This is a genomic window from Paracraurococcus lichenis (assembly GCF_030657435.1).
In the GTDB taxonomy this organism is placed as follows: Bacteria; Pseudomonadota; Alphaproteobacteria; order Acetobacterales; family Acetobacteraceae; genus Paracraurococcus; species Paracraurococcus lichenis.
In genome coordinates this window covers 1-11,887 of record NZ_JAUTWS010000016.1, presented here as the reverse complement: position 1 = coordinate 11,887, position 11,887 = coordinate 1, and the positions used below count along the sequence as shown (strand labels likewise).

At 71.3% G+C, this 11,887-nt stretch carries 12 protein-coding genes and 1 tRNA gene; 11 read left to right on the top strand and 2 right to left on the bottom strand.

Going from position 1 to position 11,887, the window contains the following annotated elements; translation table 11 throughout:
• Positions 1-111: 111 nt before the first annotated feature.
• The 9 genes from Q7A36_RS17475 (at position 112) to Q7A36_RS17435 (ending at position 8,743) form a co-directional block, all read left to right on the top strand.
• A complete protein-coding gene (locus Q7A36_RS17475) occupies positions 112-1,092 on the top strand; it encodes a Bug family tripartite tricarboxylate transporter substrate binding protein (RefSeq protein WP_305105011.1) in 981 nt (326 codons plus the stop codon).
• A gap of 576 nt (positions 1,093-1,668) precedes the next feature.
• On the top strand, positions 1,669-2,082 hold the full coding sequence (locus Q7A36_RS17470) for a Rieske (2Fe-2S) protein (protein ID WP_305105010.1): 414 nt from the start codon (positions 1,669-1,671) through the stop codon (positions 2,080-2,082).
• Positions 2,083-2,268: 186 nt separating this feature from the next.
• Positions 2,269-3,207: a carbohydrate ABC transporter permease gene (locus Q7A36_RS17465; protein WP_305105009.1), complete on the top strand. Its 939-nt coding sequence runs from the start codon at positions 2,269-2,271 to the stop codon at positions 3,205-3,207.
• The gene (locus Q7A36_RS17460; protein ID WP_305105008.1) at positions 3,207-4,055 is read left to right on the top strand and encodes a carbohydrate ABC transporter permease; all 849 of its coding nucleotides are present in this window, start codon (positions 3,207-3,209) and stop codon (positions 4,053-4,055) included. Before Q7A36_RS17465 ends, Q7A36_RS17460 begins: the two co-directional genes overlap by 1 nt.
• A gap of 23 nt (positions 4,056-4,078) precedes the next feature.
• On the top strand, positions 4,079-5,386 hold the full coding sequence (locus Q7A36_RS17455; protein ID WP_305105007.1) for an extracellular solute-binding protein: 1,308 nt from the start codon (positions 4,079-4,081) through the stop codon (positions 5,384-5,386).
• Positions 5,383-6,450, top strand: a complete 1,068-nt coding sequence (locus Q7A36_RS17450; protein ID WP_305105006.1) for an amidohydrolase family protein — start codon at positions 5,383-5,385, stop codon at positions 6,448-6,450. The genes Q7A36_RS17455 and Q7A36_RS17450 overlap by 4 nt, the downstream gene beginning before the upstream one ends.
• Complete coding sequence (locus tag Q7A36_RS17445) at positions 6,447-7,544, top strand: amidohydrolase family protein (RefSeq protein WP_305105005.1); 1,098 nt, start codon at positions 6,447-6,449, stop codon at positions 7,542-7,544. Before Q7A36_RS17450 ends, Q7A36_RS17445 begins: the two co-directional genes overlap by 4 nt.
• A 286-nt stretch (positions 7,545-7,830) precedes the next feature.
• The gene (locus tag Q7A36_RS17440) at positions 7,831-8,391 is read left to right on the top strand and encodes a GFA family protein (protein ID WP_305105004.1); all 561 of its coding nucleotides are present in this window, start codon (positions 7,831-7,833) and stop codon (positions 8,389-8,391) included.
• Entirely contained in the window at positions 8,363-8,743 is a 381-nt protein-coding gene (locus Q7A36_RS17435; protein WP_305105003.1) for a hypothetical protein, read from the top strand. The genes Q7A36_RS17440 and Q7A36_RS17435 overlap by 29 nt, the downstream gene beginning before the upstream one ends.
• 26 nt (positions 8,744-8,769) lie before the next feature.
• Here the strand turns inward: Q7A36_RS17435 and Q7A36_RS17430 are convergent, their stop codons facing one another.
• Positions 8,770-9,342 carry a cupin domain-containing protein gene (locus Q7A36_RS17430; RefSeq protein WP_305105002.1) on the bottom strand — a complete coding sequence of 191 codons (573 nt, stop codon included), beginning with the start codon at positions 9,340-9,342 and terminating at the stop codon, positions 8,770-8,772.
• Between the two features lie 54 nt (positions 9,343-9,396).
• Entirely contained in the window at positions 9,397-10,464 is a 1,068-nt protein-coding gene (gene gtdA / locus Q7A36_RS17425) for a gentisate 1,2-dioxygenase (protein WP_305105001.1), read from the bottom strand.
• Positions 10,465-10,581: 117 nt separating this feature from the next.
• On the opposite strand from gtdA, the gene Q7A36_RS17420 reads away from it, so the two are divergent.
• Together Q7A36_RS17420 and Q7A36_RS17415 are read left to right on the top strand one after the other, a co-directional pair.
• A complete protein-coding gene (locus Q7A36_RS17420; protein ID WP_305105000.1) occupies positions 10,582-11,736 on the top strand; it encodes a patatin-like phospholipase family protein in 1,155 nt (384 codons plus the stop codon).
• A gap of 74 nt (positions 11,737-11,810) precedes the next feature.
• A tRNA-Arg gene (locus Q7A36_RS17415) sits at positions 11,811-11,887 on the top strand.

Below are 11,887 nucleotides of genomic sequence, written 5' to 3'. Positions count from 1 at the left end.
CCCGGCCGGACGGGCCCGGCGCTTCTAGCCGCGCGCCGGGGGCAAGTCACCCCTGGCCCGGGGCTTGCTGCCCCGCCCCCCGGTTCAGCTTTGACGGAAGGAGGGCCGCCCATGCGACGCCTGCTGCAGTGTTTCGGGGCAATGCTCTGCCTCGCCCTTGGGCAGGCCCATCCGGCGGCGGCGGCCGATGCCTGGCCGGCGAAGCCGATCCGCATCGTCGTCGTCTTCCCGCCCGGCGGCTCCTCCGACATCGTGGCGCGGGTGCTGGCCGAGGCGATGACGCCGAAGCTCGGCCAGCGGGTGGTGGTGGACAACCGGCCCGGCGCCGGCGGGACGCTGGCGGCACTGCATGTCGCGCAGCAGCCGGCGGACGGTTACACCCTCATGCTCTCGAATACCGCGCCGATCGTCACCTCCCCGCCGCTCTACGCCAAGCCGGGCTACGACCCGCAATCCTCCTTCACCCACATCGCCTATATCGGCGCGACCTATATGGTCGTTGTCACCAATACCTCGGTGCCCGCCACCGACCTCAGGTCGCTGATGGCCTGGATGAAGTCGCAGCCGGCGCCGGTCACCTACGGCACCTCGGGCGCCGGCTCGGTCGGGCATGTGGTCGGCAGCATGTTCACGCAGCAGACCGGCATTCCGCTGAACCACGCGCCCTATCGCGGCAGCCAGCCCATGCAGGCGGATCTGCTCGGCGGCTCCATCCTGCTCTCCTTCGACACGCTGCCGGAGAATGTCGAGAACATCCGGGCCGGACGGCTGCGCGCCCATGCCATCACCGCGCCGCAGCGCTCGGCCAGCGTACCGGAGGTGCCGACGGTCGCCGAGGCGGGGCTGCCGGACCTCCTGGCGCAGAACTGGCTCGGCCTGTCGGGGCCGGCCGGGCTGCCGGCGCCGGTGGTGGCGCGGCTGCATGCCGAGGTCGTCGCGGCGGCAGTGAGGACGCCGGCGGTGCAGGAGCGGCTGGCGACGGTCGGCATCGTCCCGGGCGAGATGACGCAGCCGGAGTTCGAGCGCTTCGTCGCCGGGCAGATCGACACGGTGGGCGGCATGGTGAAGGCCATGGGCATCCGCAACGATTGATCCGACATCGGACCCTCGGCTCGCGGCATGGGCCGGGGGTGGGGTACAGGAATACCGTCTGGAAGCCGATCCATGCCCGGCGGCCGGGTGCGGTTGTACTGGCCTTGGTCCCGGCCGAGCCAGGGGCCTGGGACGGAATCTCTCAAGGCCAGGCGATCGGATCCCCGGTCCCATCCCCGGCCTGTCGGGGGCCGGCCTGGGGGCGTGCCCTTCGACGGCGCGGCCCGCCGGCTTGGAAGGCGGTTGCAGAGCGCTTGCCGCCCGGCTGCCCGGAGCGTGCTCCCGGCGTCGTAGTATGGCAGCGCAATGGTGACCCCGCAGCCTGCGAGGGCGTCTGTCGCCGAGGATGCGGCCGAGGGATGCCACCAGGTCCTCATCAGCGGGCCGGTGGCGGAGGCCGGTCGCAACGCGAAGCGGTCGAGGCCGAGTGCCCCGGGCAGGTGGGCGCGCCGGCGCAATGCTGCGTCTTGGCCGTTGACCCGGTGATGCGGCCGACGGGCATGACGGGATCGTGTTGTTGGGGGGCGGTAGGGCTCGCTAGGGTCGATGGCAACGAGACGCCTGGGGAGGATCCGCATGGGCAAGCATGTGGTGGCCGCCGTGTCCGAATTGCCGCCTGGCAGTCGCCGGCTCACCACGGTGCGCGGCCGCCCCATCGCCATCTTCAACCTGGACGGCGAGTTCTTCGCCCTGGTCAACCGCTGCCCACACCAAGGTGCCGGCCTGTGCGAGGGTGAGATCACGGGCCTGGTCACTGCCGATGGTCCCGGCCGCTATCGCCTGGACCGCCCCGGGGAGATCATCCGCTGCCCCTGGCATGGCTGGGAATTCGACATCCGCACCGGCCAGTCCTGGTGCGATCCTGCCCGCATCCACGCGCGGCAATACAAGGTGGAGGTCGCGCCCGGTGCGACCGTGGTGAAGGGACCCTATGTCGCCGAGACGCTCTCCGTCACGGTCGAGGAGGACTACGTCGTCGTGGAGGTCTGAGGGCGTCGCCCGCAGGGCGCGGGAGCAATGCCCCCGCAGGGCGCGGGAGCAATGCCCCCGCAGGGCGCGGGAGCAACATCCCCGCAGGACGCGGGAGCAATGCCCCCGCGGGGCGCGGGAGCAACGTCCCCGCAGGTCGCGGAAACAGACGGCGCCGGACCAACCGGTGACCGGACGGGAGGAGGCATGAGCGAGATCAGCGGGGCCGCGCCGCGGCCCCTCGTCGGCCTGTCCGAAGCGCCGGCGGCGCGCGGGTTGCGGCGTGCGCCGCTCGACCGCGCCTTCCTGCCGCTCGCGGTCGGGCCGACATTCCTGGTGATGCTGGCGGTCTTCGGCTTGCCGCTGCTCTTCTCGCTCTGGCTCAGCCTGACCGGCTGGTCGCCGCAGCAGGGCATGTTCGATGGCGCCTATGTGGGCCTGGCGAATTTCGAGGACCTGCTGTCCGACCGCATCTTCATGGGCAGCCTCGGCGTCACCTTCGGCTTCACGGCGGCCGCGGTCGCGGCGCAGCTCGGCCTTGGCCTCGGCATCGCGCTGCTGCTGAACCTCGACCTGCCGGGCATGCGCGGCTTCCGCACCGCGCTGGTGCTGCCGATGATGGTCACGCCGATCGTCGGCGCGCTGTGCTGGAAGCTGCTGCTCGACCCGAACCATGGCGTGGTGAACCACTGGCTCGGCACGCACATCGTCTGGCTGGGCAGGCCGGAAACGGCGCTGGTCGCGGTCTGGCTGGTCAATGTCTGGCACAGCACGCCCTATGTCGCGCTGATCCTGCTCGCCGGCCTCCGCTCCCTCCCGCATGAGCCGCACGAGGCGGCGGAGATCGACGGCGCCAGCCGCTGGCAGGTCTTCCGCCACGTCACCCTGCCGCTGCTGCAGCCCTTCCTGCTGGTGGCGCTGCTGCTGCGGACGATCTTCGAGTTCCGCGCCTTCGACAATGTCTATGCCATGACCGGCGGCGGTCCCGCCAATGCCACCATGCTGCTGTCCATGTACACCTACCTCACCAGCTTCGTCCGCTTCGATTTCGGTCTCGGTGCCGCCGCGGCCTGGCTGATGCTGCTGATGTCCATGGCGATGTGCCTGCTCTTCATCGCCGTGCTGCGGCGCAGGGGGCCGCGCTGATGGCCGCCGTCACCGGCTCCCGCCGCGCCCGCCGCATCCGCGCCGCGCTGGCCTACCTGGCGCTTACGGCGCTGGTCGCCTTCTTCCTCTTCCCCCTGCTCTGGATCCTCGGCCTGTCGCTCAAGACCCGGGCGCAGACTTTCGCGGACGCGCCGGTATGGCTGTGGTGGCCGACCTTCGAGAACTATGCCGATGTCCTGTTCCGCAAGGACTTCCTGAAGGCCTTCCTGAACACCCTCATCGTCTCGGGCAGCGCCGTGCTGCTCTCGCTCGGCGTCGGAGTGCCGGCGGCCTATGCCTTCGCCCGCTTTCCCTTCCGCGGCAGCAGCGCCCTGTTCTTCTCCCTTCTGGTCATGCGCATGCTGCCGCCCGTGGCGGTGCTGGTGCCGATGTATGTCATCCTCAGCGATATCGGGCTGACGACCACGCATCTCAGCGTGGTGCTGGCCTACACCACCTTCAGCCTGCCGCTGGTGGTCTGGGTGATGCGCGGCTTCTTCGACGACCTGCCGGCCGAGGTGGAGGAATGCGCCTGGATCGATGGCGCAACCCGCCGGCAGGCCTTCCAGCGCGTGGTGCTGCCGCTGGCCAGGCCTGGCATGGTCGCCTCCGCCATCCTCTGCCTGCAGCTTGCCTGGAACGATTTCCTCTTCGCCGCGGTGCTGACCAACAACGACACCCAGACCCTGCCGGTGCTGATGGCGGGCTTCACCGGCGGCGATTCCGGCGTGGACTGGGGGCCGATGACGGCCTCCGGCGTGCTCGTCATCCTGCCGGTGATCGTCTTCTCCTTCATGGCGCAGAAGCATCTCGTCGCCGGGCTTTCCTCGGGCGCGGTCAAGGGATGACGGACAATTCGGGAGGAAGGTCCATGACCACCGTGAATCGCAGGCAGGTCCTGGGCGCCGGGCTGGCGGCCGGGGCGCTCTCTGCCCTGCCGGCGCCGGCGCTGCGCGCCCAGGGCAAGCCGGAGAAGCTGGTCTATATCGGCGACAACCAGGGCGGCTGGAAGCGCGCCCTGGTGGAGGAGGTGGCGCCGGCCTTCGAGAAGGAGACCGGCATCAAGGTGGAGTTCACCCTGCTGCCGACCGATCCCTGGCGCGCCCGGCTGAAGGCGGAGCTCGGCGCCCGCTCCTCCGCCGTGGACGTCGCGCAGTGGTCCGTGCAGATGGCCGGGTGGATGGCGCCGCACGTCCTGGACCACGAGGAGGTGCTGGCGAAGATCAAGGCGCGCGACCCGGGCTTCGACTGGGACGACTTCCTCGGCGGCAGCAAGCGTGCCGCGAGCTATGACGGCAAGCTCTGCGGCATCCCCTACCGCATCACCACCGGCATCCTGCACTACCAGAAGGCCCTGCTGGAACAGGCCGGGTTCGCCCGGGCGCCCGGCACCTTCGCCGAGTTCCTCAAGGCCGCCCTGGCGGTGAACGCACCGCCCGAGCGCTATGCGGTCGGGATCATGGGCAAGCAGGGCTCCGGCAGCTACACCAGCTTCGCCTCCTGGCTCTACTCGGCCGGCGGGCAGCTCTGCGACTTTCGGACCGGCGAGATCTTCATCAACCAGCCCAAGGCGGTGGAGGCGCTGCAGTTCTACGCCGACCTGATGGCGAAGCACCGGGTCGTGCCGCCGGAGGCGACGACCTGGGAATACGACGAGATCATCGGCGGCGGCCAGCGGGACCGCTACGCCATGGCGCAGACCTTCGCGCCTTATGGCACGCTGATCAACGACCCCGCGAGTTCGAAGACCGCCGGCCGCTGGGCCTGGGACGTGGTCCCCGGCCATACCGACCGCGAGCAGAGCCGCACCTGGATCGACGGCCATTTCCTGTCGGTGCCGCGCTACACGAAGAATGCGGACTGGGCCATCGAGTTCATCCGCATGGCCTGCAGCAAGGAATGGCTGCGCCGCTCGGCCGAGCGGGCCAATGCGCCGCCGCGCGGTTCCGTGCTGCGGGACGCGGACCTCGCGGCGAAGCTGGGCTGGACGCCGGTGGCGGCGCAGGCGATCGAGACCGGCATCCCGACGCCGGCGCATCCCGCCTGGGACACGCTGGACATGCCGCTGCGCGCCGGCGTCTCCGCCGCGCTGCTCGGGCAGAAGACGGCGAAGGAGGCGCTGGACGAGGTGGCCTCCGATTGGCGGCGCGGCTTGCGGCGGGCGGGGATCGGCCGATGAACGCGATCTCTCCCGGCGCGGTGGACTGCGACATCCATCCCGGCGTGCAGGGGATCAGGACCCTGCTGCCCTATATGGACGAGCATTGGCGCGACCATTTCACCCGCCGCGGTGCCGACGATTTCGACCTGGCGAGCTATCCGCCGCGTTCCCCGCTGGTCTGCCGGGAGGACTGGCGGCCGCCCCAGGGCAAGGCGGGGACGAGCCTCGACCTGCTGCAGCGCCAGGCGCTGGATGCCTTCGGCCTGCGCTACGCCATCTGCAACCCGCTCTATGGCGGCGCGGTCGCGCTCAGCGATGCCATGGGGGCGGCCATCTGCCGCGCCATGAACGACTGGATCGCGGCGGAATGGCTGGCGCGCGACCAGCGGCTGCGCGCCTCCATCGTCGTGCCGGCCCAGGCGCCGGACCTGGCGGTGGAGGAGATCGAGCGCCTGGCCCATGACCGGCGCTTCGTCCAGATCCTGCTGCCGGCGGCGGCGGAGCTGCTCTACGGCAAGCGCTACTACTGGCCGGTCTGGGAAGCGGCGGTGCGGCACGGCCTGCCGGTCGGGCTGCATGCCGGGCTGGCCTATCGCTACGCGCCGACCTCCAATGGCTGGCCCTCGCACCACCTGCACGACTATGTCGCGGCATCGCAGGTCTTCGAGGACCAGTTGCTCAGCCTGGTGACGGAGGGCACCTTCGGGCGCTTCCCGGCGCTGAAGGTGGTGCTGATCGAATCCGGGGTGAGCTGGCTGCCGGGCTTCCTCTGGCGCCACCTGAAGACCTGGCGCGGGGTGCGGCCGGAGGTGCCCTGGGTCGATCGCCCGCCGCCCGAGATCATCCGCAACCAGGTGCGGCTGACCATGCAGCCCTTCGACGCGCCGCCCGACCCGGAGGTGGTGGCACAGGTGATCGAGCAGATCGGCTCGGACGAGATGCTGCTCTTCGCCACCGACTATCCGCACTGGCAGTTCGAGGGAATGCAGGCGGTGCCCGCCGGCATCCCGCCCGCCGTGCTGAAGAAGGCCATGCAGGACAACCCGCTGGCCACCTATCCCCGCCTGAGGGAGGAACCATGAGCGAAGTTCTCGAACGCGCCACGGCGCAGGACGCGAAGCTGCGCATCATCGACAGCGACGTGCATCCCTCCCTGCGCTCGGAGGCCGACCTGCATCCCTTCCTGTCGGAGCGCTGGCGGCGGCACATCGCCGAATACGGCAAGCTCGGGCGCGCGCCCTATGCCAGCCGCATCGCCTATCCGCGCCTGGCGCCCAACACGGCGCGGCGCGATGCCTGGCCGCCGGGCGGTGCGCCGCCGGGCTCCGACCTCGACTTCATGCGGTCGCAGCTGCTCGACCTCTTTGATATCGAGGTCGGCATCCTCGAGCCGCTGATGCCGAGCAACCTGGTCCGCAACATCGAGCTTTCGGTCGCGCTCTGCTCGGCCATCAACGACTGGCAGGTGGCGGCCTTCACCTCGCAGGAGAAGCGCCTGCGCGCCTCCATCCTCGTGCCCTTCGAGGATCCGCAGGCCTCGGTCGCCGAGATCGAGAAGCGGGTGAAGGACCCCGCCTTCGCGCAGATCCAACTGACCTCCCGCAGCACGGAGCCGATCGGGCGGCAGCGCTACTGGCCGATCTTCGAGGCGGCGGCGCATTACGGGCTGCCGATCGGCATGCATATCGGCGGGGAGGCAGGGCATGCTCCGACCGCGGCCGGCTGGCCTTCCTACTATATCGAGGATCATCACGGCCTGATCCATTCCATGCAGTGCCAGGCGACCAGCATGGTGCTGGAAGGCGTCTTCGAGCGCTTCCCGACGCTCAAGGTGATCATGATCGAAGGCGGCTTCGCCTGGCTGCCCAGCCTCGCCTGGCGGCTGGACGCGCATTGGCGGAAGCTGCGGAGCGAGGTGCCGATGCTGAAGGAGCCGCCCTCGGCCTATATGAAGCGCAACCTCTGGGTCTCCACCCAGCCAATGGAGGAGCCGGAGAACCCGGAGGACCTGCGGCGCATCCTGTCCTGGATCGGCTGGGACCGGATCCTCTATGCCTCGGACTACCCGCACTGGGATTTCGACGACCCGCGCTATGCCTTCCCCTGCCGTCTCAGCGACGCGGAACGGCGCGCGATCTTCCGCGGCAATGCGGAGGCCGTCTATCGGCTCGCCTGAAACCGGGGCATCCGTCCCGTCATGTCCCCGGGCACCGCCGACCCCTGAAAAACGGCGGTGCCCGACCTTCGCCACCGCGGCGCCGAGCATGGCCAGGCTCTCCCTGGCATAGGGGCCGCGGCCGGGCTCTGGCCGATCTCCGGCACCTCGATGCCCCGCAGAGGCAGCATGCCGCATGTTCCTGCCGGGACGTTGCGCGGCAGGCTCGCCGCCGCCGGGGCGGGGATCAGGCCGCTCGCCTTCCGGCCGCGGCCGGCGCAGGATCGCGCCGAGGAGGATGCGCGCCATGAGGCTCCCGCAGTCCGGCGGCTGCCAGTGCGGCCTGTTGCGCTACGAGATCACCGAGGCCCCGCGCCTGGCCTATGCCTGCCATTGCCGCGACTGCCAGCGGCTGAGCGGCAGCGCCTTCGGCCTGGCCGTGCTGGTGCCGGCCGAGGGGTTCCGGCTGCTGCGTGGGGAGGTCCTGTCCTACCAGCGGCGGACGGATAGCGGGCGGGTCTCGACGCGCTGGGTCTGCGCCGCCTGCGGCTGCTGGATCAATGGCGGGGCGCGACCGGGGACGGCGGCGCCCGGCACGCTGGTGGCGGTGCGGGCCGGGACGCTGGACGAGACCGGCTGGGTCCGGCCGCGGGTGCATTTCTTCACGCGCAGCGCGCAGCCCTGGGTCGGGCTGGCGGCGGACACGCTGCGCTACGCGACGCAGCCCGAGGGCTTCACCTGGCAACTCGTGCTGGACGCGCTGCGGGCGCGGGACGGGTTAACCGCGGCTTCACCCGACCCGGCGCAGGCTGCCGCGACCCGCGGAAGGGTCACGGAGGATGCCCGAGAGCGAAATCCCGGCCGATGAGGCGCGCGAGACGCGGCTGCGCATCGCGCGGCACCTGGCGGAGCTGCACCGGCTGCACCTCGCCCTGGCGCAGGACAGCCGCGGCCTGAAGCGTTTCACCCAGGCCGGCCGCGCGGGCCTCGAGATCGAGATCGCGACCGAGTTGCTGGAGCAGTATCTCGGCGCGACCGATGCCTTCCTCGAGAACATGCGCGGGCGGTTCGAGGCACGGCTCGGCCTGCTGCGCCGGGGCGAGCCGCGATCCGGCCCGGACCCGGAGGAGGCGCCGGGCCATGGCGCCTTCTGGCTGGGCTTCTCGCGCCTCTGCGCCGTGTTGCGGCGGGCGGGGACGCGCACCGGTGTGCCGGGGTAGGACACCGCCGGGCCGGCGCGGCGCCCTCAGCCGTAGCCGCGGCCGAGGGACTGCTCCGTTGCCTTGCGGCCCTCGGGCCGGGCGCCCTCGTCGTTGCCGGGCAGGCCCTCGCTGGCGATGGCGGCGCCGGTCTCGCCGGCCTCCCCGCGCGGGGCGCGGGCTGCGACGTCCTGCTGCGCCTTGTCCTGCTGCGCCTTGTCCTGCTGCCCGCCACCGGCCGGCTGCGCTCCTTCCTCGGCGATGTGGAAGTCGAAGGCGCCGTCGCGCGACTGCCAGGACTGCACCGTCAGCACCTGCGCGCCGCCCTGGCTCTCATGCGGGCCATGCACCACGCCGGCGGCCTGCGTCAGGAAGGCGCCGGGGCCGAGGCGCTCGCCGCGTTCGATCAGGTCGCCGGAGAGGACGTAGTGCATCTCCGACCCGGCCTTGTGGGAATGCGCGGGGATGAAGCCGCCGGCCGGGATGTGGACGATGCTGGTGACGACGCCGCGCGCCGCGTCCTCGTTCAGGATCTGGATGCGGAAGTCGCCGCGCGCGCCCGGGATCTCGAACTGCGTCGCCGCCACGCCCTCCGCCGCCAGTTTCATCGGCTCCGCCATGCCCGTGCCTCCCGTGATGTCCGGCGGGCAACGCGGCGGAGGAACGGGCGGTTGCTAGAGCCTTTCCTCCCGGAACAGGCCGAGCTTCTCCTGCGCCGCGCGGTCGCTGTAGCCGAAGAGCAGCATGCGGCTCTCCGCCTGCAGCGCCAGCGCCTGCCAGGAGGGCACGACGAGCACGTCGCGCTCCTCCAGCCGGAATTCCTGATCCTCCACGCGGGCAGTGCCGCGGCCCTCGACCACGACGAGGATGGTGCCGTCCGTGCTGCGGCGGGGCTTCGTCTCGAACCCCGCCGGCAGGTGGCGGACATGCGCCGCGATGGTCGGCATGACCGGGCCGCCATCGGCGGGGTTCAGGAACTCCATGGCATGGCCGAGATGCGGGTCCGGCGCCTCGGCCGCGGCCAGCGCCAGCAGGCTCTCCCGCCACTCGGCATAGGGGTAGTGGAACAGCGGCTGGTGCTGCGGCCGGCGGTCGGCGGCGGTGCCGCGCATCGGGCGGAGGTTGCGGCCATAGCGGCGGAGGCTGTCGCCGGCCGGGATGGTCTCGGAATGCGCGGGTTCGGAGAGGCGCTCGGCGAAGCTCGCCTCGTAGAAGCGGACGGTCGGGATATCGAGCCCGTCCAGCCAGATCATCGGCGCGCCGCTGGCATTGCCGTGGTCGTGCCATTGCCAGTTGGGCGTGAGGACGAGGTCGAAGGGCCGCATGACCGCCTTCTCGCCATCCACCGCGGTGAAGGCGCCGTCCCCCTCCATCACGAAGCGCAGCGCGCATTGGGTATGGCGGTGGCAGGGCGCGACCTCCCCCGGCAGGATCAGTTGCAGCCCGGCATAGAGGCTCGGGATGACCGCCGAGGTGCCGGCGAGGCCGGGATTCTCGAGGATCAGCACCCGGCGCTCCGCCTGCTCGGCGCTGATCAGGTCGCCGGCGCGCAGCAGGTAGTCCCGTGCCGGGCCGTAGGACCAGCGATGCGCCCGCGCCGCCGAGCGCGGCGTCGGCGTGACCAGGTTCGCCAGCACCTCCCAGAGCGGGTAGAGGCTGTGCGGGCGCATCTCCGCATAGAGCGCCTGCAGCAGGGCCTTCGGGTCGTTCGGCGTGCGGGTGGCGCTGACGCTGCCGTCCATGGGTCGTCCCTCCTGGTTGTGTGCAGCATAGGGGGGCGCGGCCGGACAGGGGAGGGTCCGCGGCCGCTGCCGCCTGCGGTATCCTGCGCCGCCCCCATCCTGCCGAGGAGGTTCCGCTTGGCCGCCACCCCGCCCGCCCCGCCGCCGGCGCCATCGCCCGCCCCTTGCGCCTTCGGCCGTATCGCCCTGCTGCTGCAGGGGGGCGGCGCCCTCGGCTCCTACCAGACCGGCGTCTACCAGGCGCTGCACGAGGCGGGGCTGGAGCCGGACGTGCTGGCGGGCATCTCGATCGGGGCGGTGAATGCCGCGATCATCGCCGGCAACCGGGTGGAGGACCGGCTGCCGCGGCTGCGCGCCTTCTGGGACCGCATCACCGACCGGCGCCTCTGGCCCTTCGCGCCGGACGGGGACGACCTGCGGCGCACCCGCAACATCCAGAGCGCGCTGGCGACGCTGACGCTGGGCACGCCCGGTTTCTTCCGGCCGAACAAGGTCAATCCCTGGCTGGCGCCGCGCGGCTCGGCCGATGCCATCGCCTTTTACGACACCGCCCCGCTGCGGGCGACGCTGGAGGACCTGGTGGACTGGGCGCTGCTGGACGGCCCCGGCGGGCATCCGCGCCTGGCGGTCGGTGCCGTGAACGTGATGACGGGCAATTTCCAGTATTTCGACAGCGCCCGGCTGGCGCTGGTGCCCGAGCATGTCATGGCCTCCGGCGCCCTGCCGCCCGGCCTGCCGCCGGTGCGGATCGAGGGCGAGTGGTTCTGGGACGGCGGCCTCGTCTCCAACACGCCGCTGCAATACCTGCTGGAGGACGAGCTGGACCGCCGCGACGCGCTGGTCTTCCAGGTGGACCTCTTCCCCGCCCTCGGCCCGCTGCCGCGCGACATGGAGGAGGTGCTGGGGCGGGAGAAGGACATCCGCTACTCCTCCCGCACCCGCATGAACACGGATGCCTATGCCCGGCTGCGGCGCTGGCAGGTCCGGCTGAAGCAGGCGCTGGACCGGGTGCCTGAGGCGCTGCTGACCGAGGAGGACCGGGCGATGCAGGCGCGGCTGGCGCGGCTGCCGCGCCTCGCCATCCTGCAGATGGTCTACCAGGCCAAGGCCTATGAGGGGCAGGCGAAGGACTACGAGTTCGGCCCGGAGACGATGCGCGAGCACTGGCAGAGCGGCTACGAGGATACGCGCCGGACCCTGGCGCGGGAGGAATGGCGGGCCTTGCCGCCGGAGGATCCCGGCATCGTCAGCCACGACATCCACCGGGAGTGAGGGTGGGGGTGTGGGATCGGGGGCGCGAGGGGGGCTTCCTTTGCGCCGCCGGCCAGGTTAGAGAGCGCCTCAACGGACCCGTAGCTCAGCTGGATAGAGCGTTGCCCTCCGAAGGCAAAGGTCGTACGTTCGAATCGTATCGGGTCCGCCA